Raw genomic sequence first — 22,629 nt, forward strand, 5'->3', positions numbered from 1 at the left:
TATTTCGTTGCTAATTAATAGAACGAATAGTTGAAGTTGAGCATGTAAGAAGGGCCAAACTCACGACGCAATGTCACAATGCCGTTGTCGTCGATAGTTTCTTCTTTCTCATCTGTTAAGTTAACACCCTGCAATGACACTCGCAGACCTTCCAGATATTCAATACCACTGCCTTCAAAGTCGTAGCTGATTTGCGCATCAACCTGAGTGATCTTGTCACGGGTTGCGGTTTCAATCTTGTTAGAACCACCACGCTGGTAGGTTGCAAATTCAGAGCGGTCAGTCGCAGCTACACGAATCTCAAAACCATCCATTTCATAGTACGCAGTCAGTGATAACACTTGATCAGACTGGCCTGGAATTGGGTTACCATTTTCAAGTTCTGCATCGATGATCGTGGCAGAGCCTGCAAAACCAAAACCTTCCAGTGCACCAATAAAGTTACCCAGAGGAATATTGGCAGTCAGCTCGGTTCCTTTTACTTCACCTTTCAGACCATCCTGGAAGTACTCAAAGTAACCAAAGTCCGGAGGCGTCGCTAAATCACCTGCATCGTAAGCCACGTTGGCCGGACCATACAGACCGGTGGTCTGGATAATACGGTCATGGAAGCCAGGGATGAAGTAGTTGGCGCCGTTGTTGGTTGAATCATTGGTAAAGTCGATTAACTCACGAGCGTCATCTGTCCAGTTAACTAAGTCTTTGTAGAAGAATGTTAACGCTACGTAACCTTCTTCGTCGAAGTATTTCTCGAACGACAAGTCGAAGTTATTGGCTTCAAGCGGGCGTAACGATGGGTTACCCTTAAACTTACTCCATGGAGAACCGTATTCCTCAACATCGGCCTGGCTATTTGGAATAGCAATTAAATCAATGTTCTGGTCAAACTTCACAAAACCAGAGGCTTTCATTTGGTCGATTCGGGCCCGGCTGATGGTTTTATTTGCCGCAACACGAATGAACTGGTTATCGTCTACTTCAATGCTAACGTTAAGGCTTGGCAGGAAGTGACTATATTCATCGCCATCACTTAATATACAGTCTGAATCCACCTGGCCATTGTTGTCGTCATCACATACTGCGAAGTTTGAGCCGACAATGCCTAAGTAACCTGTAGACGACTGAGTAGTATCCACATACTGCGCACCAAAGTTACCGATAACAGGGAAGCCATTGATTTCGGTTTCAAAATCAAACTTGGCATAGATTGTGACGATTTCTTCGTCTACCGTGTAGCTGTCACCTAAACGATCCGGTTCAAGCAAGCCTGCATCGTTCAGGGTATATTCGCCATCGTTGTATGGTGCGAAACCGTCGTAAGCGACTACCTTACCAAAGCCAGCCCAGGTCAGATCGGCCAGACCGTTATACAGGTATTCTGATGGGATAGCCTCTGAATAAGGATAAGACGAAGCGGTTGCAAAGAAACCCTTGTTATCCTTCATCTTGTAACGATCGCTATAATTAACACCATACTGGATCTTGTTGATAATCCCCCAGTCTACATAGCCCTCTGCTTCAACGCGAACCGTGGTCAGTTCTTCTTCAAAGTCTGCGTAGTTTAAGAAACCATCCTGTGCATTTAAGTAACTGAATGGAATAGGGTTGCCATCCTCGTCAGTAAAGACTGTGTTTACGTCTGTAGCAAATTGGTCGGCAATGTTAGCCATACCGCCGCCCCACTGCTGCGGGCCGGTAAGTTGTAACAGAGAAGGATCAGAGAATGCTTCCAGACCAGTGCTACCAGTGAGGAACACACCGTCAGCACTCATTTGAAACTGGCGGGTACCAAATGTATCGATGGCACCGTTACGGGCTAAACCGGCGTACGACTCACCACGCAGGTCGCGTTTTTCTGACTGGCTGTTGGCCGCATCAAGCATGACTGACCAGTTGTCATCAATGTTATATTTAACATTCAGGCCAAAGGTTTGCAGTTCGCCGTCTTTTTGCGCCGGGTCGGTACGCATAACCGGGTTTACGCCAACCTGAGTACCAGAAACATTGGTGCCGTTGCCGGATAATGACGCTGGATCCGCATTGAAGGGTTCGATAAATCCGCGAATAACCCCTGAGTCAGAGTAATCGATATCCAACGCATCCACTACGATGTCGAGGTTATCGGTTGGGCGCCACTGGAGTACGGCTGAAATAGTGTCACGATCCAGCTCACGGCTGATTGCCTGAGTATCCAGACCCGACGGTAGAATCTGACCAGCATCATTGGCACTGTATCCCCACACACCATACTTACGTTCGTTACGTGGTGACTCAGTGGTGGCTAACGCCACGGCAATACCCACGGTATCATCGGCAAATTTTTCAACGAAAGACAACGCCAGGCGCTTACCTGTGTTATCAAATTCAGGGTTATCAGAGTCGTTGCCGCCCATCTCGTAAACACCGGTTAATGTCAGTGTTTCCTGTGCAGCAAGCGGACGAACCGTTTGCAGGTCAACCGTACCACCAATGCCCTGAACCATCAGGTCTGCTTCGGTGGTTTTATAAATGGTTGCACCGGTCATGATCTCAGAAGGATACAAGTCGTATTCTACACCGCGGTTATCACCAATACCGATGAGCTCACGGCCATTCAGGGATGTACCGGTAAAATCTTCTTTAAAACCACGAACAGAAATACCCGAAGTCCGGCCACCGACACGCTCACCGGCAAGACCAGGCAGACGAGCCAGTGATTCTGCGATCGATGAGTCAGGTAATTTACCGATGTCTTCAGCAGAAATGGCTTCAACAATTGATGTGTTGTCCATCTTGATGGCCTGAGCACGCATCAGTGAGCCGCGAATACCTTTTACTGCAATTACTTCTACTTCAGGTTCACTGGCGCCGTTATTTTCTTGTGATAACGCGTGGCCTGAATACATTGCTGAGGTCACAGCCAGTGACAACAACGCTGGTTTAAATATGTGTTTAGTCTTCATGTTTAGTGCCCTAACTAAAGTTTGAACGGTGCAATCTTGTTACATCGATGTTAACGATAGTTAAAGTATTGTCAGCCGTCAAGTAATTTTCTTAATCAATTAAGAAAATTAATTTAACTTTATTTACCGTGGCTTAGTGGTATTTTTTGTAGGTGGTTTATCCAGTTGGATTTTTTCGATTAAGTATGATTATTGAAAATAATTTAATGGCGAATATTTTTTACATTTATGTTTATGCACAAATAGCACTAATGCTTAACTAATGGCACTTAGTAAAGGTAGAACAAAAGTCACAAAAGTATAAATTTACGCGTTGAATTTTTTCTCGCCGCTGTAAAGTGAAAAGATCTTGTGGTGAACTACAGCAAATAAGCTATAGGACGCGGTGAATTAACTGGGCAATCTGAACGGGGTTTGTTAGCTTAAGAATTTGTTGTGGGCGACAACCCGTCAGGCATCGACAGCCATGGAGTTTGAACAGTGAAATTATTCGGTGGTGTATTTTTCTTTATCGTTACTGCGATTGTTGTGTTTGGTTGGATAAGTAGCGACCCGGGCTCCGATGCCTCGGTTGGTGAAATGCGCCAAACGTCTCTTAACACTGAACCCGTAAAGTCGGTTAAGCGGCATTACGAACAAGTGGCAGAGCGTCACTTCAAAAAACCGCGAGTCGAACCCGTCAGGCTACCGGACATCGGCCGTACCGATGTGTCCTGGGGAGCGGTTGGTAACGATCCGGCGGGGAATATTTATGTGGGTCTGGCGGAGTCTAATGGTGAACCGAGAAGTGCTTATCTGGTTAAGGTTAATGCCGCTGGCCAGTCAGCAGTCATTGGTGATGTGGTTAGCGAGCTCAAGCGCAAAGGTATTGGTCCGGCGAGCCAGAGCCAGGGCAAAATTCACAGTCAGATTGTTGCCGCACATGATGGTTACCTTTACTTTTCCAGTTTTGATGAAGCCGGCGAGACAGACGTTCGTTTACCCGATTATGGCGGTCATCTGTGGCGAGTAAATATCCAATCAGGACAGTGGGAACACCTTCTCGCCACCCCGGAAGCGTTAATTGCCGTTAACACCGATGGTCGCTATGTTTATGCGCTTGGTTACTGGGGGCATGTGCTGTATCAGTACGACACGCAATCGGCGAAGGTAAATAAAACCGAAGTGGGTTCGGTACCTGGTCATGTGTCACGCCAGTTTTTGGTTGATGGTAAAGGCCATGTATATGTGCCCAAAGTGTCGCAAAGTGGTATTAACGAGGCACCTTCGGCGATGCTTGTTGAGTTTGATCAAAACCTGAATGCAGTGACTGAATATCCGCTACCGGATTACCAAAACAAAGATATGACCCGTTACAGAGGCATAATTGCATATACGAATATGCGCAACGGTGATGTGTACTTCACACTCGGGCAGGGCTACCTGCTGCAGATCCAGGCAAATGAATCGGGGGCTGAAAAACTGATAAATCACGGTCTGTTTAACCCGGCTGGTGAGGCAAATATCCCCAGTTTGTTTACCGTTGATGGTGAACAGTTTGTCATGGGGGTCAGTCGTCGTCCCGGTGCCGATCCTGAGTGGTTAATTTATGAGAAAATATCCGGGGCAACGGTAAATTATGCGATGCCGGAGCTGAATGACTTTTTGTTTTTTGGCACAGAGGCCAAGGATGCATCGGGTAATTTTTATCTGGTAGGGCGGGATACCAGCTCTCGAAAACCTAAAGTGGTTAAATTAACGTTTTCTGAGTAACCCAGCGCTCAGTGTGGGCGCTGGGTTCTTCATCAACCTATCTCTGCTACGGGTTTTGTCTGGCATTGCAAAGCTGGTCGCCATAATAATTATTGGCATAGTTACAGTTTGTTTCAGCCTCGCGTTTTTCAGCGGCGATACGTTGTTTGATTTGATTGATTAGTTTACTCATGTGTCTTTCTCCTGATTGGTTACAGACACTATATGAATAAAGCTAAGTCTAATATATCAATTAATAGTGATTAATCTGATAGTTTTTCTGAATCATCTTTATTGAAGTACATGTCAGTGTATTCGTGAGACTCTTTTTGCTTATCAGTAAAAGGGTATAAGCTGAAACCGGTCACTTCCCGCTTTGTGTTCACATCGAAGTGAATAAACGCATCACTGGCGGCATTCTGGTTATCCCAACGGATCACAAACGTGTGATCAGCAAACGCTTCCAGGCTGCCGGTTAAGGTGGTCATTTTTTCGGATTGGATCCGCAACTGGTCGTTTACCATGGTAATGGTCAGTTGCCCAAACCACTGGTCAGAGAATTGCCCGGCATAGGCAAGTGGATCCAGAATGACTTCGCCTGTTCCTTCAGGCACAGAATAGTTGGCCAGGTAAATGGCTTCACGCTCGGCCTGATAGTCTTTTAAGGTTTGGACCCAGTCGTTTTTTTCCTGTGGCGCAATGTAGGCCTTGAGAATGTGCTGCATTACGGCACTGCGGGCACCATAGTTTGAACCGTTGTTAAGCAGCACCACGCCTAACTCCAGGTCTGGCACCAGGGCTACATAGGCCTGATAGCCTGACAATGTACCGGTATGTGATACTACTTTATGACCATACACATTGGATAACCGCCAGCCAAGCCCGTATGATTTGAGGCTGGTGTTGTCCCACTCTTCATCAGTTGCGGAAACTGGCAGGACCATATGGGCTTTCTGCATAAAGGCAATCTGATCAGGGCTAAGCAGGGTTTCGCCGTCAGCTGTCTGGCCATCATTCAACCACATAGCTACCCATTTGAGCATTTCCTCTGCGTTACACACAATGCCTCCTGCTGCTGCTGACACAAGCTCAGTGCCGTTAATAGCATTACGAGGGATAGCGTATAAGCCGCGCTCATCATTGTGACCGTAGCTCATGGCGGCATTTTGCAGGGCGGCGTCATTCAGATCGCCGGCAAAGCATTGCATAGTTAACGGCGCAAAGATTTTTTCTTCTATCACCGAGGCATAAGGTTTACCGTAAAGCTGCGCAACAATTTCACCGGCGGTGATAAACATCAGGTTGCTGTACGCATATTCGCTGCGAAAACTACTGACCGGCGTCAGGTAGCGCAGGTTATGAATAATCTCCTCACGGCTAAAGCCGCTGGGCTCAGGCCATAGCATGCTGTCGCCGGCGCCGCTGGCGAGCCCGGAACGGTGGGTTAACAGGTCCAGCAAGGTGAACTCCCGGGTTACCCAGGGATCCTGCATTTGAAACTCTGGCAGGATGTCGGTGACCTTAGTTTGCCAGCTCAGGGAGAATTCGTCGATTGCCATGGCCAGGGCTGTAGCCGTAAAGGCTTTAGACGTTGAGGCCAAACGGAAATAAGTACTTGCAGTAACCGGTAAGTTATTGGCCAGGTTTCGCTGCCCTACACCGTTTAGATAAACGGTTTCGCCCTGATGAATGATACCAACTCCCATCCCCGGGGTGTTAAACTCCGTTAATGCCTGTTCTATTACTGCAGTGGTGTTCTGAGGCGGTGCCGTTAATTTGTCAGGCGTAGCAGAGCAGGCGGAAGTGGTTAATAACACCAGGCCGGCGAGAAGTTGGGTAGCGCGAATGGCAGACATATTGATTCCCTGCAAATTGAATGGTTTGGAATAATTTATTCAATTTGCAGGCTCGTGCGGCGATTGTCAATGCTATCTTATTCTTCGCTGACTTTAGTCGGGTCCCACACCAGTGCTTTGAAGTGTTTACGGCACATAGATTCGTAGCGGTCATTGCCGCCGATTTCCACCTGTGCACCACTGGTTACTGCCACACCATTTTCGTCGATACGCACCACAAAGTTAGCTTTGCGGCCACAATGGCAAACGGTTTTGAGTTCAAAAAGTTTATCCGCCCAGGCCAGCAGGTAGTGACTGCCGGTGAAGGTTTCGCCTAAAAAGTCGGTGCGCAGGCCATAAGCCAGTACCGGGATATCCAGTTCATCCACCACTTCGATAAGTTGTGATACTTGCGCTTTGGTTAAAAACTGAGCCTCATCAATGAAGACACAATCCACATAGTGCTCGCTGTGCAGTTTGGTAATAATATTGAGCAGGTCGTCCTCTTCATTGTATAGTCTGGCGTCGGCTTCCAGTCCTATGCGGGAAGCCACTTTACCGCTACCGAAACGATTATCCAGCGCAAAGGTGAAAATGAGCGGGTTCATGCCCCGCTCTCGGTAATTGTATGCAGATTGCAGCAGTGAAGTTGATTTCCCGGCATTCATCGCCGAGTAATAAAAGTATAGTTGCGCCATAATGTGTTCTACTTATTATCCTGCCAGCCAGTGTACCACTCCTGCAGGGCTTTTTTCTCTAGTGGACGGGCAAATAAATAGCCCTGTAGGCAGTCAACCCCAAGCAGTCTCAGCAGGCTCGCTTGTTCTTCTGTTTCTACGCCTTCAGCAACGGTTTTACAGCCAAGCGCTTTTGCCATTAACACTGTCGCTTTCACGATGGCGTCACTGCTGACAGCCATTTGTTGCACAAAGGTTCGGTCTATTTTTAGCAAATCAAAGTCGAGTGACTGGAGCAGATTTAGCGAGGAAAAGCCAGTGCCAAAATCATCGATGGCAACCTTCACACGGCGTGCTTTAAGCTCACTGATGTTGGCTGTAAGTACCGCCATGTCGTCGGCAAAAATTGACTCTGTGACTTCCAGGTGCAGGCGCTGGGGGGCGAGACCCGAACTGACCAGTGCCCGCTCGACGCAAGCTACAAAATCTTCACTGACCAGTTGCAACACAGAGACGTTAACCGATACGCCACAAGACTCATCATCCCATTGGGCGGCATCAATACAAGCCCGATGTAATACCCAGGCACCGATATCGTGGATGGTGCCGTTTTTTTCAGCCAGAGGGATGAACTCATCAGGACTTATCCAGGTGTCATTAAATTGCCAGCGTAGTAGCGCCTCAATGGCCCACAAGCGATTTGATGACGCGTCGATAATGGGCTGATATACCACCTGTAGTTGCTTTTTCTCTATGGCCTGGCGCAACCCATCGCGTAGTTGCTGCTCATGATGCATCTTGTCGTACAGTGCTTCGGTGTAGATGCCCACCAGCCCCGGTGAAGTGCGCTTGTAGTGATACATGGTCAGGTCGGCTAACTGCACCAGAGTAGAAGCAGAATTACCATGTAATGGGTACAAGGCAATGCCTATGGTGGCGTCAACAGACAACGGGCTATCGGCAATGGGATTCAGCGTGGTCAGACTGCTTTTAATGGCTAAGGCAATGGCGACGGCGGTATCACCATCGGCATGGGGCAAAATAATAATAAATTCATCACCACCCCAGCGGCCAATACAATTGGCTTCACAATATTCACTGAGTTTGGCCGCGACCTTTGATAACACCACATCACCGGCCTGGTGCCCCAGACTGTCATTGATTTGCTTAAAGCCATCGAGATCGATAAATAACACGGCCATTGAAGTCTTGCCTTGAGTGGCGCCCTCCAGAATGGCGTTGAAGTTATGCATGAAGCCAATGCGGTTCATTAAGTTAGTCAGTGGATCGCGATTAGAAATATCCTGTAATTCTTTTGTACGACGGCTCACTTCAGATTCGAGGTTACTGTTGGCATGGTCGAGTTTCTGGTTGGAATCGAGCAGCGCCTGATTGACTCTTCGGACTTCATTGCGCTCCTCACGCATTAAGGTCACTAACTCTTCGTTCTCATGTTTTATAGCGATGGCCTGTTTGGTGAAGTCGTTGGCCTTTACCGCGGCACTGCACATCGCTAACCAAAACAGGGAGCCTAAACCGCCAAGCAGCGTAAAGTGTTCATTACTGTCGAACAGTGCACGAACGGATAAGGGTAATAGCAATAAGGTTGTATACAGTAACACCAGCGGCAAATGTGAGGCCAGGGTGGTTGCTGCACCGCCTGCCATGGCGGCAACTATGACCATGGTGGTGGACAGTTCAATTAATGACATGCTCTCATACAGGCTGACACAGTAAAATGCCCACATCAGCGCGGATAATGAAGAACCGAGGATAAATCGCGTCAGCGGCCAGCGCGGTGGGTAGTTGCTGTTGCGCAGGTGCAGATACCAGTAGGCAACGTCAATAGTGCGGAGCAGTGACAGGAACATCATGCCTGCCCATAAATAAAACTTGGATGGCGCTATATCGGGATTGGCGAAACCAAAGGTAATGGCACTGATACTCAGTATGGTCATCACCAGTCCGGTAAAAAGGTTAGCGTACAATAGTTCGACAACTTCTCTCGTAGTTGTGATACTCGCTGATGAAGGCGGTGACTTGATCATGCTGCGTTTTAATACTCGGTGTGCGGGCTATTCAGGGCGGTACCCAGGAATGTTCAGATGCGTTCCCCGCAAATTACAAATGCTGTGTGCTTTATAGTGTTGATTTTAAGCAAATGTAATGCAAGCTTAATTGATAGATATGCGGCAAAATGTGGTGATAAAAACAACAAAGCCGGGCTCAGGGCCCGGCTTCAGAGTAAATAAACGACGTTACTCAGGCGGCGTCTTTGGTTTCCTGACCGGGCGCTTCGGCTGAAATCAGCTCCAGATCAAAGGTAAACTCGTCGACACGTACAGCCAGTTTACGTTTTTCGTTATAGTCGTGCAGATCCCTGGCTTCTTCCGCTGTTACGACACCACGTTCCTGTAGTTTATTGAGCGCATTTTCAAAGGACAGGAATGGTACTACAGGTTCTTTGCGCAGCGCTTTTTGCACTTTGCCCAGTAACGGCAGTACTTTGTGCTTGGCTTTAAAGGCCTGCTCATTGATGTCGTTACCGTCTCCGGCAACCGGCTGAACCAGGTGGGTCAGCTGTGCCTTAACACTGTTGTCCTGCAAGGCCGCCATGGACAACTCGCGGATCAGGTCATCGCTAATAGTGCTTACGCTACCGCTGTAAGTTGCGGTAAGCAAACGCATCAAACCACGGGTTGGCGTGTTCGGGAAGTTACGAACAAAGTTCACCAGTGCCTGTTCAGCCTGTTGCAGTGACCATTGCATTGCATAATCGAAGTACGGCTTAGCTTGCTGACGATCTTCAATACGTTGCTCGTAGTAACGAATCGCAGCCATGGCACCATACAGATAGCTCATGATGTCACCTAAACGGGCAGACAGTAACTCGGCTTTCTTTAAATCGCCGCCCAGCACTGCCAGTGACAAATCGGCCATTGGCGCCAGTTTGGCAGATAGCGCATTAAGGCGTTTTTCGTAACCACGAACTTCCGGCAGACTTGACTGCGCGCCACGTACAAATGGCAGGTAGCTGCTAAACATGCTGCGGAATGCATTTTTCACGCTAAAGCTAACGGTTTTACGCAGCACTTTATTAAACTGCGCATCAGCCGATTTCTCTTCGCTGTAGATTAGGTCAACCATCTCTTTTAAGTGCGGGTGACAACGCATCGCCCCCTGGCCGAAGATCATCAGGTTACGGGTCAGAATATTCGCGCCTTCCACCGTAATAGCGATAGGTAGCGCAGAGTACCCGGCTGCCAATGTGTTTTGTGGACCACGCTGAATAGCTTTACCTGCCTGGACGTCCATGGCCGCGTTCATCACCTGACGACCAATTTCGGTCATATGATATTTGGCGATTGCGGTAACCACTGATGGCTTAAGGCCTTCGCCTAACCCTTCAGTCGTCAGCACGCGCATGGATTCACACAGGAATGTCTTCCCAGCGATTTCTGCCAGTTTTTCCTGAATACCTTCAAAGCGGCCAATCGGTAAGCCGAATTGTTCGCGAACAAACGCATACTCGGCGGTAGACTTTAATGCGCTTTGTGCTGTGGCCGTGCCCATTGCCGGCAGTGAAATACCACGGCCAGCACCTAAGCAGCTCACCAACATTTGCCAGCCGCGACCGATGTTCTTTTGGCCACCAATGATAAAGTCCATAGGGATGAACACGTCCTGACCACGGGTAGTACCGTTATAGAATTTCACGCCCATTGGGTCGTGACGATTGCCCAACTCAACCCCCGGATGAGATTTAGGTAACAAGGCACAGGTAATGCCCAGCTCCAATTTGTCGCCCAGTAACTGATCCGGGTCGAACACTTTAAAGGCCAGACCCAGCACAGAGGCAATGGGGGCCAGCGTAATATAGCGCTTGTCCCAGCTTACGCGCAGACCAATGACTTCTTCGCCGTTGAACTGGCCTTTGGTAACAATTGCAGCATCGGGAATACCGCCTGCATCGGAACCGGCCTCAGGACTGGTTAAGGCAAAGCAAGGAATGTCTTTACCTACGGCCAGGCGTGGCAACCAGTAGTCTTGCTGTGCTTTAGTGCCGTAGTGCATCAGCAGTTCGCCCGGGCCTAAAGAATTAGGCACCATTACGGTGACTGCCAGTGCGCCGCTTTTGGCTGCAATGGTTGCTACGATGGTCGAGTTGGCATAGGGGCTAAACTCTAAACCACCAAATTTCTTGGGAATGATCATCGAGAAAAAACGATTCTCACCCAGAAAATCAAGAATATGTTGTGGGATATGCTTTGAATTACCTAATTCAAAATCATCCACCATGCCTAACAGTTCTTTTACCGGTCCGTCCATGAACGCTTGCTCATCGGCACTCAGCTTGGCTTGAGGAACTGCTCGCAATGCCTCCATGTCAGGCGCTCCACGGTAAATGGAGGACTCTAACCAAATATCACCTGCATCCAGGGCTTCTTGTTCTGTAATTGAAATGGGAGGTAAAACTTTCTTCAAACTTGTTCTGATACTCATAACTCATCCGCTCATCTGACCAGTTGGTTTTGCAAATGATACAGAAAAAAAAACCAATTGCAAATACATTGTTAACTGTATGTATTGTATGGTTTATTTCTGGTCTACCGGTTAACGGTTACGGTGTGGAAAGCGTTTTTGGTGGGTGCTTGAAGTGATTGTTCTATGTTCAGTTGCGGTGGCTGGTGCTTACCGTTAAGGCGGCTATAGTTAGGTTAACAGACCCAGTTATATTACTGAGAAGTGCGGCAAGCATTGACTTGTAAGCGCTTTAAACGTGCAGTCTTACTGTAATTTGCTGTCGATAACAGTATAGTATCTGCCAATAACTCTTTAGAAGCATAAAGGATTTCAATATGTTGGAACGTAAGCTTGTATTTGGCTCGTTACTTGTCGGGTTATCTTTGCCGCTACTGTGGCCTGCGGCAGTAAATGCCGATGAAGCAGAGGGATTGCGTATTGCAACTGAGAGAAAATCGCGTAATTCAGGATGGGAGGACACCGTGGCATCAACTACTATGGTGCTGCGTGATGCCCGGGGTAAAGAAAGTGAGCGTGAATTACGGGTTTATACCCTCGAAAGAGTTGATGAGGGAGATAAGTCACTGACCGTATTTGAATCGCCGGCCGATGTAAAAGGTGCCGCCTTCTTAAGTTTTTCAAATACTCTGACGCCGGATGATCAGTGGATGTATCTGCCCAAGGTCAAGCGGGTAAAACGCATTGCAACGCAGAATAAATCTGGCCCATTTATGAGTAGTGAGTTTGCCTACGAAGACATGACGTCTTTTGAACTGGAGAAATTTACATTCGACTACACCGGCGATGCTGAAGTTGAAGATCAGGCCGTTTTTGTTGTGGAACAAACGCCGGTGGATCAATATTCCGGTTATTCAAAGCAAATTGCCTACATTGATAAAGAGCATTATCGCTTATTAAAGATGGATTTCTTTGATAAAAAGGGCGATTTGCTTAAAACCCTGATCCTGGATGATTACGAACTCTATCTCGATGCCTACTGGCGTCCACATACTTCTGAGATGTTTAATGAACAAACCGGTAAAAGTACGGCCATGTACATTAACGATATTGAATTTAAAACTGGTCTGAAAGACAGTGATTTCGATAAAGACAGTCTGAAACGAGCTAGATAATATGAAATTAACCAATGCTATGGGGCTGTTGCTGGCCATGGGAGTCCTGTCACACAGCTTTTACGTAGAGGCTGAAGTCGAATATTCCGGCGTATTGACCGTTGAGCAGCGTTTTTTTCTGCAGGATGCTGCGTTTCCCGGACAAGCCCGGGCACAAACGTCATTAACTGTGACCCCCGAGGTGTTTTATGACTGGAATGATGGTTATGACCGGATAACCTTCAAGCCTTTTATGCGAGTTGATCAGTACGACGAAGAACGTACGCATGCCGATATCCGTGAACTTATGTGGCTGCACGCGGCTGAGTCCTACGAAGTAAAAGCCGGTATTGGTAAGGTTTTCTGGGGACAAACTGAGTCGCTGCATTTGGTTGATGTGATTAACCAAACCGATGCTGTTGAACGGGTGGATGGCGAAGAAAAACTTGGCCAGCCAATGCTTAGTGCTTCCTATCTGATGGAAAGTGGCGCGATAAGCGTATTTGTAATGCCTTATTTCCGCGAGCGTACATTTGCTGGTGAGGAGGGGCGCCTGCGTCCGCTGGTGCCGATCAACAATGACAATGCAGTTTATGAGTCGGAAGATGAGCAACAGAATATTGATTACGCCATACGCTGGCAGCAAACTCTTGGCGACTGGGAAGTAGGGCTGTCTTATTTTGACGGTACTAACCGTGAGCCGCTGTTGCTCGTTGATGGCGCCATTGAAACCAACGATTTACTGCTACGGCCTTATTATCAGCAAATGCAACAGGTTGGCGCAGATTTATTGTGGGTAAATGGTGCCATGTTGTACAAACTTGAAGCTATTCACCGGAAAACCGACCTCCAGTCTTTTTATGCTGCGGTGGGCGGCTTTGAATATACCACCGTGGGTATTTTCGATTCAGTTTATGATATTGGCTGGTTAATGGAGTACCAGTTTGATGAGCGTGAAAACAGCTTTTTTGCACCAGCCCAAAACGATTTAATGGTGGGCTTACGCTGGGTGTGGAATGACCTGGACGGTACTCAGGTGTTGTTCGGCTATGTGCAGGATCTTGATGATACCAAGACGTACAGTGGCTTTGTTGAAGCGTCCAGTCGCATGACGGACAACTGGAAATTTACCATCAATGGCTACTTTTTCTCTGCTGATTCACTTACCGATCCGTACTATTTTGTACGCCGGGACGACCACATAGAAATTAACGTTGAGTTTTTCTTTTAATTGATAGCCGGGAGAAGGTTAATGAAGTTGAAATCACTGTTAGGTGGATTGCTGATATTAGTTAGCGCGCAATCTGCCCAGGCTATCGAACGAATGTACGGAGTGATTGGCGTCGGATACTCTGATCTGGAATACCGCCAGGCCCAGGATGAAGCGTTCAGTTATAAACTGGTGTTGGGACACCAGTTTCACCGTCAATGGTATGTTGAGGGGGGGTATTATCAATTTGCCGATGTGGATGCTGACGCCGATGGTTCCAGTTTTGGGTTGCAGTCTGATGCCCTTTACCTTGGCGTGTTAGGAAAGGCGTCACATCCGGTAGGTGAGTTGTTTTATCGGCTTGGCGTTGCCAACGTGAGCGTGCAAAGCTCAGAACTAAGTGGTAGTGGCAGCTGTGAGGTGGGCGCCGCGGTGGCAACCGCCGGTACCCAAACCATTTGTGCTTATGACGAAAGCGTTGCTGCGGGATTGATTGGCTTAGGTTTTGACTACTATGTGGCCACTAAAACGTTTATCCGGTTAGAGGCTGAATATTTACGTGGTAAAGACGGTTTTGATACCAGTTTTATTTCACTGGGTGTTCGTTACAACTTTAATTAGAGCCTGTCGCCGGATTCTGAACAGCGCTAATTGGTTGTAATCTAAAAGGCATCTTCGGTGGTATAACAAACAGGAGGTGTCTTTGTATGAAAAATGAAATAGATTCAAAATTTGTCCTGCGGGTGTTTGATAAAATCCGTCAGGAAGGTGAAGAACAGGAAGGAAAGTACCGACTTGAAGGGGTGGTAGCTTATACCGACTTTGACGGTTATACCCTTTATATTAATGATGCCAAAGTGGCCATGCAATTTGGTTTCCACAACCAGTATCACTTTGATTATCAAAAGTCTGACGATTTTGACGCGTTCGAAAAGAAGCTTCGTTATATCGATAAAGCTTATTAGGTCTGTTGCAGTATCATGCATTGGGGGTAATGCATGCACGGTAAGTATTCAAAAAGACCGACTTAAGCTACAATGCCGTCAAATTTTGGCGGCAGAGGTTATCGCTCTGTTCGCTCGTTAAAGTGACAGAGGACCATCATCTTGGCTGTAGCAATTAAGCCGCCCAAATTTTCTTTGGCATTTCTCGGACCCCGCTACTGGTTAGTCTGGCTCGGCGTTATCCTACTTTATATTGTCACCTGGTTACCTTTCCCGGCAATTCGCGGTTTAGGCCGCAGCACCGGGTGGTTGTTGGGTATGTTAGCAAAATCACGGGTTAAGGTTGCCCGGCGTAATATTCAGCTTTGCTATCCGCAGATGTCCGCTGAGGCCCAGAATAAACTGGTTAAACACAACCTTGAGCGAGCAGGTATGGCAGTGTATGAAACCGCCATGGGCTGGTGGTGGCCCGACTGGCGGGTTAAAAAACATGGCGCGGTGGAAGGCTTTGAACATGTTGAAGCTATTCTGGCGGCGAACAAGGGGGTCTTTGGCATGGCTCTGCATAACATGAACCTTGAATTTGCCTGCCGGATCCTGGGGTTGAAGTATCCAAGCATCGCCTTTTATCGAAAGCATAATAATCCCCTGATGGACTATTTGCAGTATCACGGCCGGGCCCGCTCGAACAAATATATGATCCACAAGCGCAATGCCCGGGCGCTGATCGCGGCCCTCGATGAAGGTGAACTGTGCCTTTATTTACCGGATCAGGATTATGGTCGCAATCAAAGTATTTTTGTGCCCTTTGCCGGTGTAAAAGAAACGGCAACGACCACCGCTACGATGATGTTTATCCGGCGTACTAACAGTGAGCCGTTGATTGTAACATCACAGTACGCAGAGAAAGGTTACAAAGTGAAGTTTTATCCACCCATGCCGGAGTTAAGAGAACTCGAGGATGTGCCGGCTCTGACTTTACTTAATCAAAACATTGCCGATATTATAAATGAGCAACCTGAAAGTTACCTGTGGATGCACAAGCGGTTTAAAACCCGTCCGGATCCGAAGGCGCCATCTTTATACAAGTAGGGTGGGTTCATAATCGAGCAAAGTGGTCATGAAAAGAAGTGGAACACTTAACGAGATAGCTGTAAATCAGCAGTCGCTGGTTTTATCGACGAGAAGCAGAGAGCCTGAATGAACAAAAAGCCTACCTCTACCCTTTTTTGGGCTAAACACCTTGGGCTGGCCCTGGCGGTGATTATTGTCGCGGGTATTGTTATTCACCTGCAGATGAACATGACATCAGCGCCAACACCAGTGGATGCGCCGGAAGAGCGCTCTGTAGCCAAAGGGTTGTCCGACTTTTACCGGGAATTCAGAATGACGGCCAATGAACCAGAGCGTTCTGAAGGGGCTGATATGGTGCTTGATCTCACGCCGTCAGAGCAAAGTCTTGATGACCGTTTGCAGTCGATGTCGAGTGCTTTGAAACCGGTGGATAGTCGCTGGGAAGGTGAATACAAATACCGGACATTCCGGGCTGGTAATACACTGCGCGAAGCGATTTCGTATTATGCTGAGCAGGAAGGGATGCAGGTTATCTGGGATTTGAATCAGGACTTTGTGATCAAGCATCAGTTTCAGATGGACAATACTGTTGCCGGTTCACTGGCAAAGATTGCCAGTGCAATCGATAGTAATTTTGAAGGCAAGGTGGCAACTTTCGTTTGCCCCAAACAACGTTCACTGGTAGTGACTGAAAAAGTCACCGAATATCTGAACACGCAGTGCAGTCGGGTGGGCAACTAAAGCCGCCCTCAGGATAGATTAAATGTTTGCTGCCACTGTGCGGTAACGAGTTTTCTTACAGCTTCCAGCTCTTCATTACTGTGGGCAAATTTTTCACCCGCCAGGGTTAACTGATGATAATGGTCACGCAGCGTTAAATAAGCATTTTGTAGGTTTTCAGCCGTGGTTTTGGACAGCAAACCGGCGTGCTGGACATGCTCAATAATACGCAGGTTATCCGGCCATTGCGTGAGGCTTGGGAACTGATGGGAATAACCGAGCACCCAGAACTGCACCATAAACTCAATATCCGTGATCCCGCCTTCACACTGCTTGAGATCTAGTCCGCTGGCCTGATTGTCGAGCAGGTGGTCACGCATTTTAAGGCGCATTTTAACCACTTCATTTGCCAGCGAGGACAGCTCACGCTGACGTTGCAAGACCCGGTTTCTGACCTGCTTAAATGCCGCCAGCAGTGGTTCATCTCCCAAAATGCTGCGGGCTCTGACCAGCGCCTGATGTTCCCATGTCCAGGCTTCCTGTTCCTGATAATGTTCAAAGCCGCTTAAATGACAGCATAACAGGCCGGAATTGCCGGATGGACGCAAGCGCAAATCGGCTTCGTAGAGCTGACCTGACAGGGTGCGGGTATTTAACAGGTGCATGATGCGCTGGGCCAGTTTGATATAAAACTGTTGTGCAGAAACCTTTTTGGGACCGTTCGTTTCGCTGTCCTGCGGGGCGTTATGGATAAATACTAAATCCAAATCTGACCCATAACCCAGTTCATAACCACCTAATTTGCCATAACCTACGATTAAAAAGCCGGTATCATCCTGTTGCAGGTGTGAGGGGGCACCAAATTTTTCGGTTAATTGTTGCCAGGCTGACTTAAAAACCGCCTGGAGTAACACTTCGGCGAGGACGGTTAATTTGTCGCTGACTTTTGCAATGGGCAGCGAGCCTGAGATATCGCTGGCCGCGATACGCAGTTGCTGGCAAAGCTTGAACTGGCGCCACTGCTCCATTAACAATTCAGTGTCATCAGGCTCTACCCGCAACAGACTCTGGCGTAGTTCATCGTTGTACTCATCGTACACTACCGGCAAATTTGTTTGTTGCTGCTGCAGATAAAGTGGCGTCAGTAATTCGTCCAGCAATAGCGGGAAACTGCGGATCTGTTCGGTGATCCAGGCGCTTCTGGCACACAGCTTGATAAGTTGTTTGAGGACATCCGGGTTCTCATGTAGTAAGTCAAGATAAGTGGTACGCCCGGTAATGGCACCAATAACACTGATCAGGCGCGGTAGTAACCGGGTGATGCTAGTGGGGCACTGCCTGAGCATATAGTAAATCATTTCCGGCATGAGTTTGCCCAGGGTGTCTTCGCCGCGCTGACCAATGCGATGCCTGCTCAGCTGCCCTTTGAAATCTCTCAGTTGCTCAAACAGCGCCAGCGCGGATTCTTCATCGAGGGTATCGCTCAGCAGTTCACAAAATTCGGGCTCGGACATTTCCAGCAACCAGGCATCTTTGCAACGGCTAAACAAGGAATCCTGCTCTTGCTGCTCATCACCGGGTTCAGATACTAACTGATTAAACTGCGCGTGCACCCGCTCCATCACCACCGTCAGGGTGGTTAAGAACGCCTGATAATCAGGGAATGCCATGACCCTTGCTATCACCGCCCGCGGCCAGCTATTTTCGGGGAGCAGTTGGGTCTGCTCGTCATTAAATTGTTGTAGGGTATGCTCTGTTTTGCGTAGAAAATAGTAATCTTCCAACAACTGGCTGATGGCCTGGGGTTCGATAATCTGTAATGCTGCAAGGCGGGTTAAGACCGGCTGTAGTTGCCGTGATTGCAGCGTTGTTTCACGCCCGCCGTGGATCAACTGAAAGCTCTGGGCGAAAAATTCTACCTCTCGAATGCCACCGGCACCAAGCTTGATATTGCCGGTTAAACGGCGACGGCGTAGCTCTTTGCTGATCAACCGTTTCATATCACGGATAGCGTCAATCGTAGTAAAATCCAGGTAACGCCGGTAGATAAAGGGGGCCAGTATGGCTTCCAATTGGCTGGAATAGTGAGATTCAGGGTTGAGTATACGCGCTTTAATCATGGCGTAGCGTTCCCACTGACGGCCCTGATCCTGATAGTAATCTTCCATTGCACCGAAATGCGCTACCAACGGACCGCTGTCACCGAAAGGACGTAAGCGCATATCCACTCTGAAGACCTGCCCTAAAGACGTGGTTTTGTTCAGCGCAGCGATGAGTCTTTGTGCAAGTTTGGTAAAAAACTGCTGATTTTCGATGGGTTTGCGGGGATGGTCGGTTTCGCCCTTGTACGGATACGAAAAGATAAGATCAATATCGCTGGAAAAATTGAGCTCTTTGCCGCCAAGCTTACCCATCCCGAGGATAAGCATGGGTTGTGGGCCATTGGGGCCCTGAGGTACTCCATAGCGCGCAGAGTGTGCCTGATAAAGCCAGTCGTAGGCTGCCATAATTAATGTGTCGGCCAGTTTGCTGGTTTGCGTTAGGGAGTCCTGAATACTTTGCTGATTTGTGAGATCCCGCCAGGCCAGCGCTGCCATTTGTTCAGCTCTGAACAAACGTAGAGCTATCAGCAGGTTATCTTCACTGTCGGTTTCGGCGAGTCGGGTTTTAAAGTCACTGCAAACCTGATCAATATCAACCTGTTTATGCCACTGATGCCTAAGGATTCGGGTAAACACATCGGGTTTAGTCAGCGCTACCTCAGTGGCAAAAGGGCTCAGCCCCAAAATCTCAGTGATGGCGTCCTGATGCTGGGTCAACAATTCTGCCGGGCAGTCACTATCCTGCAGTTTTTGCCAGTTTTCATCAGCATGTTGTTGAATAATCCCGTTTATTGTTTTTTCCGTAGACATATTAACTTAGGATGGTGTGTTATGAGTGTGAGTCTGGCACAAAGGTGGCATTGCCTCCAGTGTTATAAGCGGAAACTTAGCGCTGATTAACCGCGAATATCACATCAATTATGAACGCAAATTAGAGGTGTAAATGGAAACATTAGTCAAGCTGGTGCCACTGGCCCGGGATTTATGGGTGTATGTAGCGATTGATGTGGGACTGGCGTTGCTGTTATTGCTCGTTATGAAATGGCTTTCCCGCTCCCGGGCCAAAGTCTCGGTGAGTGACGAGTTAGGCGTTAAGGATAACTTTGCTTTTGGGATAAGCGTTGCCGGCGGCATGCTGTCACTGTGTCTGGTACTTAGCTCGGTAGTTGGGCGTCATGTAGGGCAGGGGTATGAGCAAGCCGCTATAGGCATGGTCATATTTGGCATCATTGGTATATTGTTGGTGAAAGTGGGCAGGTTTGCCCATGATAAAATCGTGCTTGATGCCGTGGATACCCATCATAAAATTAACGATCGAAATGTCAGTATCGCGCTGGTGGACGCCGCCAGCCTAGTCTCCAGTGCCATTATTTTACGCAGCATTATGGTGTGGGTCGATGGCAGCGATGTGAATGCAATGATTGCCATCGTTACCGGGTTTCTGGTGGTGCTGACCATTCTGCTGATCATGACCCGAATTTACGAAATGCGCTATGCCATACAAAATCAAAATCATTCCTTTCAGAGTGCGCTGGATACCGGCCAGTTAGCTTTGGCAGTGCAGCATGCCGGCAACCTGTTAGGCACTGCGATAGTGGTGTCTTCTGCAGGGGCCTTGTTGCGCTATAGCCCTGAAGGCTATGTGAGTAACGTGACTGGCTGGTTAGTGACCAGCGTATTATTGTCTTTATTGTTGTGGGTACTGGTGGCCTTTAGCAAACGAACTATATTAAATGGCATGAATTACCAAAAAGAAGTCGATGAGCAACATAATGTGGGCGTTGCCGCCGTGGAGTTAACGCTCAGTATCGGCCTGGCTATGATTATCACCAGTGTGTTGAGTTCATCTGCCGGATAGCTTGTTCTGTCAGGCGGGTAGCCGCGACAGGCAATTCGCCATCCTCCCTGACAAGAGCTTCTTTAGTTTGTCGGCTGCGTTGCTTTATCCAGGCTTCCAGCCTGAGCGCCTGAGACTTATCACTCACCTCAAAAATGCAATAAAAGGAAAGTGGTGTTTTGCCTCGCAGCGCCTTAGCCCCGCCTTTAATGGCGCCGCTGTGTTGCCGCATGCGCCTTTTGGGGTCGGTAGTAATACCGGTATACAAAGTATTGCTGGCTGTTTTAAGTAAATATACGTACCACGGGGTCATGAGTTGGCTCTTCGCGTCTGATCACTGTTATAATCCCGCCATTAGTGTATCGGAAAAGACAGAAATGGCACTCCCGAATTTTAGTCAAATCAAAGTATTAGTTGTTGGTGATGTAATGTTGGATCGCTACTGGAGCGGTGCAACGGCACGGGTATCACCTGAGGCGCCGGTACCGGTAGTAAACATTAATGCTGCGGAAGACCGCCCCGGTGGCGCGGCCAACGTGGCTATCAACTTATCTTCGCTGGGCGCTAAAGTTACCCTGCTGGGGATGACCGGTAACGATGCGAATGCGGATGTGCTGGAAAAACGGCTGCTGGGCTATGGTATTGATTGTTATTTTAGTCGCTGCGATGGTTTCGATACTATTACTAAATTGCGAGTGATGAGCCGTAACCAGCAATTGCTGAGAATGGACTTTGAGCGCTCTTTTGCCGATGTGGATAAAACCGGGCTGGAAAGCCAGTTTACAACAGCGCTTGCTGAACATGATTTAGTGATCCTGTCAGATTACGCCAAAGGTGCATTGAGTAACCCTGCACGCCTCATTGAGCTTGCCAAAGCTGAAAACAAACCAGTAGTGGTAGACCCCAAAGGTAGCGATTTCAAAAAATATCAGGGCGCTACCCTTATAACGCCCAATATGGCTGAATTTACGGCCGTTATGGGCGAAGTGAACAGCGAGCAGCATTTGGTCGAACTGGCGAATAAACTTTGTGCTAAGCTGGCGCTGAACGCGTTACTGGTCACGCGTTCAGAACAAGGGATGACCTTGTTTACACCCGGGGAAACAGAGTTTCATCTGCCCGCTAAAGCCAAGGAAGTTTTTGACGTAACCGGTGCCGGTGATACGGTTATTTCGACACTGGCCGCTTGCATCGCTGCGGGAGAAACCCTGCAACAGTCATGCGTAATGGCAAACCTCGCCGCCAGCATAGTGGTAGGTAAATTAGGTACATCAACAGTAACCACCACCGAACTGGCCGTGGCTGCCGGTCAGCACAATCACCCTGATGGCGGTGTGATGACAGAGGAACAGCTGGCCCTTGCCGTAGCGGCTGCCAAACAGCGGGGTGAAAAAGTAGTAATGACTAACGGTTGCTTTGATATTTTACATGCCGGGCATGTGTCTTATTTGGATGCCGCCGCAAAGCTGGGCGATCGCTTGATTGTTGCTGTGAATACCGACGCATCGGTACAGGCATTAAAAGGCCCGGGCCGACCAGTAAACCCGGTACAACGCCGCATGGCTGTTCTTGCCGGACTCAGCGCCGTTGACTGGGTTGTACCGTTTAGTGAGGAGACCCCGCAACGTCTGATTGCCGGTATTTTACCGGATGTGTTGGTCAAAGGCGGTGATTATAAAGTTGAGGAAATCGCTGGTGGCAGGGAAGTGCTTGATAATGGTGGTGTGGTGAAGGTATTGCACTTCGAAGAAGGGGTATCTACCACGGGCATTATTGAAACGATTGTGAAGCAACAAAGTTATGGTAAATCCTGATGATTTTCGGTGTTGATTTAATGCACACTTTGGCGCTTTAGGATAAGCTAGGGAAAATCGCGTTGAGCGCATAAGGCGCGGGCGCAATAACAGCGGTAGAAGCATTT

General features: G+C 48.3%; 17 protein-coding genes. 9 read left to right on the top strand and 8 right to left on the bottom strand.

Annotation, left to right across the window (positions count from 1 at the left end; all coding sequences use genetic code 11):
• Window positions 1-14: 14 nt before the first annotated feature.
• Window positions 15-2,885: a TonB-dependent receptor gene (locus AC2T0J_RS13915; RefSeq protein ID WP_489810342.1), complete on the bottom strand. Its 2,871-nt coding sequence runs from the start codon at window positions 2,883-2,885 to the stop codon at window positions 15-17.
• A gap of 537 nt (window positions 2,886-3,422) precedes the next feature.
• Between AC2T0J_RS13915 and AC2T0J_RS13920 the strand changes: the two genes are divergently transcribed.
• Entirely contained in the window at window positions 3,423-4,694 is a 1,272-nt protein-coding gene (locus AC2T0J_RS13920) for an NHL repeat-containing protein (protein ID WP_489806395.1), read from the top strand.
• A gap of 46 nt (window positions 4,695-4,740) precedes the next feature.
• Here the strand turns inward: AC2T0J_RS13920 and AC2T0J_RS13925 are convergent, their stop codons facing one another.
• The 5 genes from AC2T0J_RS13925 to AC2T0J_RS13945 form a co-directional block, all read right to left on the bottom strand.
• Window positions 4,741-4,866: a hypothetical protein gene (locus AC2T0J_RS13925; RefSeq protein WP_489806396.1), complete on the bottom strand. Its 126-nt coding sequence runs from the start codon at window positions 4,864-4,866 to the stop codon at window positions 4,741-4,743.
• A gap of 70 nt (window positions 4,867-4,936) precedes the next feature.
• Entirely contained in the window at window positions 4,937-6,529 is a 1,593-nt protein-coding gene (locus AC2T0J_RS13930) for a serine hydrolase (protein ID WP_489806397.1), read from the bottom strand.
• A 77-nt stretch (window positions 6,530-6,606) separates the two neighbouring features.
• Window positions 6,607-7,206 (bottom strand): thymidine kinase, encoded by a 600-nt coding sequence (locus AC2T0J_RS13935; protein WP_489806398.1) that lies wholly within the window; start codon window positions 7,204-7,206, stop codon window positions 6,607-6,609.
• A gap of 8 nt (window positions 7,207-7,214) precedes the next feature.
• On the bottom strand, window positions 7,215-9,143 hold the full coding sequence (locus AC2T0J_RS13940; protein ID WP_489806399.1) for a putative bifunctional diguanylate cyclase/phosphodiesterase: 1,929 nt from the start codon (window positions 9,141-9,143) through the stop codon (window positions 7,215-7,217).
• Window positions 9,144-9,447: 304 nt separating this feature from the next.
• On the bottom strand, window positions 9,448-11,688 hold the full coding sequence (locus AC2T0J_RS13945) for an acyl-CoA dehydrogenase (protein WP_489806400.1): 2,241 nt from the start codon (window positions 11,686-11,688) through the stop codon (window positions 9,448-9,450).
• 356 nt (window positions 11,689-12,044) lie between these two features.
• On the opposite strand from AC2T0J_RS13945, the gene AC2T0J_RS13950 reads away from it, so the two are divergent.
• From AC2T0J_RS13950 to AC2T0J_RS13975, 6 genes are all read left to right on the top strand, one after another.
• Complete coding sequence (locus tag AC2T0J_RS13950) at window positions 12,045-12,842, top strand: outer membrane lipoprotein-sorting protein (protein WP_489806401.1); 798 nt, start codon at window positions 12,045-12,047, stop codon at window positions 12,840-12,842.
• A 1-nt stretch (window position 12,843) separates the two neighbouring features.
• Complete coding sequence (locus tag AC2T0J_RS13955) at window positions 12,844-14,052, top strand: hypothetical protein (protein WP_489806402.1); 1,209 nt, start codon at window positions 12,844-12,846, stop codon at window positions 14,050-14,052.
• A gap of 21 nt (window positions 14,053-14,073) precedes the next feature.
• The gene (locus AC2T0J_RS13960; RefSeq protein WP_489806403.1) at window positions 14,074-14,652 is read left to right on the top strand and encodes an outer membrane beta-barrel protein; all 579 of its coding nucleotides are present in this window, start codon (window positions 14,074-14,076) and stop codon (window positions 14,650-14,652) included.
• Between the two features lie 86 nt (window positions 14,653-14,738).
• Window positions 14,739-14,996 carry a DUF3081 family protein gene (locus AC2T0J_RS13965; RefSeq protein ID WP_489806404.1) on the top strand — a complete coding sequence of 86 codons (258 nt, stop codon included), beginning with the start codon at window positions 14,739-14,741 and terminating at the stop codon, window positions 14,994-14,996.
• A gap of 141 nt (window positions 14,997-15,137) precedes the next feature.
• Window positions 15,138-16,067, top strand: coding sequence for an LpxL/LpxP family Kdo(2)-lipid IV(A) lauroyl/palmitoleoyl acyltransferase (gene lpxL, locus AC2T0J_RS13970; RefSeq protein ID WP_489806405.1), 930 nt, complete (start codon window positions 15,138-15,140; stop codon window positions 16,065-16,067).
• A gap of 108 nt (window positions 16,068-16,175) precedes the next feature.
• Window positions 16,176-16,790 (top strand): TcpQ domain-containing protein, encoded by a 615-nt coding sequence (locus AC2T0J_RS13975; protein ID WP_489806406.1) that lies wholly within the window; start codon window positions 16,176-16,178, stop codon window positions 16,788-16,790.
• A gap of 8 nt (window positions 16,791-16,798) precedes the next feature.
• Here AC2T0J_RS13975 and glnE read toward each other — a convergent pair whose 3' ends face one another.
• Window positions 16,799-19,681, bottom strand: coding sequence for a bifunctional [glutamate--ammonia ligase]-adenylyl-L-tyrosine phosphorylase/[glutamate--ammonia-ligase] adenylyltransferase (gene glnE, locus AC2T0J_RS13980; protein ID WP_489806407.1), 2,883 nt, complete (start codon window positions 19,679-19,681; stop codon window positions 16,799-16,801).
• Window positions 19,682-19,814: 133 nt separating this feature from the next.
• Here glnE and AC2T0J_RS13985 point away from each other — a divergent pair, with 133 nt between their 5' ends.
• The gene (locus tag AC2T0J_RS13985; protein ID WP_489806408.1) at window positions 19,815-20,729 is read left to right on the top strand and encodes a DUF350 domain-containing protein; all 915 of its coding nucleotides are present in this window, start codon (window positions 19,815-19,817) and stop codon (window positions 20,727-20,729) included.
• On the opposite strand, the gene AC2T0J_RS13990 is transcribed toward AC2T0J_RS13985, so the two are convergent.
• Complete coding sequence (locus AC2T0J_RS13990; RefSeq protein WP_489806409.1) at window positions 20,698-21,021, bottom strand: GIY-YIG nuclease family protein; 324 nt, start codon at window positions 21,019-21,021, stop codon at window positions 20,698-20,700. The two genes, AC2T0J_RS13985 and AC2T0J_RS13990, sit on opposite strands and share 32 nt — an antisense overlap.
• A 64-nt stretch (window positions 21,022-21,085) precedes the next feature.
• On the opposite strand from AC2T0J_RS13990, the gene hldE reads away from it, so the two are divergent.
• Window positions 21,086-22,522, top strand: coding sequence for a bifunctional D-glycero-beta-D-manno-heptose-7-phosphate kinase/D-glycero-beta-D-manno-heptose 1-phosphate adenylyltransferase HldE (hldE, locus tag AC2T0J_RS13995; protein WP_489806410.1), 1,437 nt, complete (start codon window positions 21,086-21,088; stop codon window positions 22,520-22,522).
• The last annotated feature ends 107 nt before the right edge of the window (window positions 22,523-22,629 follow it).

This window comes from Alteromonas sp. ISO5, assembly GCF_058105165.1.

Bases quoted from the DNA above. Each gene is read 5' to 3' on its own strand.
- AC2T0J_RS13985 (WP_489806408.1), top strand. From the start codon at position 19,815: ATGGAAACATTAGTCAAGCTGGTGCCACTGGCCCGGGATTTATGGGTG.
- AC2T0J_RS13975 (WP_489806406.1), top strand. From the start codon at position 16,176: ATGAACAAAAAGCCTACCTCTACCCTTTTTTGGGCTAAACACCTTGGG.
- glnE (WP_489806407.1), bottom strand. From the start codon at position 19,681: ATGTCTACGGAAAAAACAATAAACGGGATTATTCAACAACATGCTGAT.
- AC2T0J_RS13940 (WP_489806399.1), bottom strand. From the start codon at position 9,143: ATGACCATACTGAGTATCAGTGCCATTACCTTTGGTTTCGCCAATCCC.
- AC2T0J_RS13935 (WP_489806398.1), bottom strand. From the start codon at position 7,206: ATGGCGCAACTATACTTTTATTACTCGGCGATGAATGCCGGGAAATCA.
- AC2T0J_RS13915 (WP_489810342.1), bottom strand. From the start codon at position 2,885: ATGTATTCAGGCCACGCGTTATCACAAGAAAATAACGGCGCCAGTGAA.
- AC2T0J_RS13930 (WP_489806397.1), bottom strand. From the start codon at position 6,529: ATGTCTGCCATTCGCGCTACCCAACTTCTCGCCGGCCTGGTGTTATTA.
- AC2T0J_RS13990 (WP_489806409.1), bottom strand. From the start codon at position 21,021: ATGACCCCGTGGTACGTATATTTACTTAAAACAGCCAGCAATACTTTG.
- AC2T0J_RS13955 (WP_489806402.1), top strand. From the start codon at position 12,844: ATGAAATTAACCAATGCTATGGGGCTGTTGCTGGCCATGGGAGTCCTG.
- AC2T0J_RS13945 (WP_489806400.1), bottom strand. From the start codon at position 11,688: ATGAGTATCAGAACAAGTTTGAAGAAAGTTTTACCTCCCATTTCAATT.
- AC2T0J_RS13965 (WP_489806404.1), top strand. From the start codon at position 14,739: ATGAAAAATGAAATAGATTCAAAATTTGTCCTGCGGGTGTTTGATAAA.
- AC2T0J_RS13960 (WP_489806403.1), top strand. From the start codon at position 14,074: ATGAAGTTGAAATCACTGTTAGGTGGATTGCTGATATTAGTTAGCGCG.
- AC2T0J_RS13950 (WP_489806401.1), top strand. From the start codon at position 12,045: ATGTTGGAACGTAAGCTTGTATTTGGCTCGTTACTTGTCGGGTTATCT.
- AC2T0J_RS13925 (WP_489806396.1), bottom strand. From the start codon at position 4,866: ATGAGTAAACTAATCAATCAAATCAAACAACGTATCGCCGCTGAAAAA.
- hldE (WP_489806410.1), top strand. From the start codon at position 21,086: ATGGCACTCCCGAATTTTAGTCAAATCAAAGTATTAGTTGTTGGTGAT.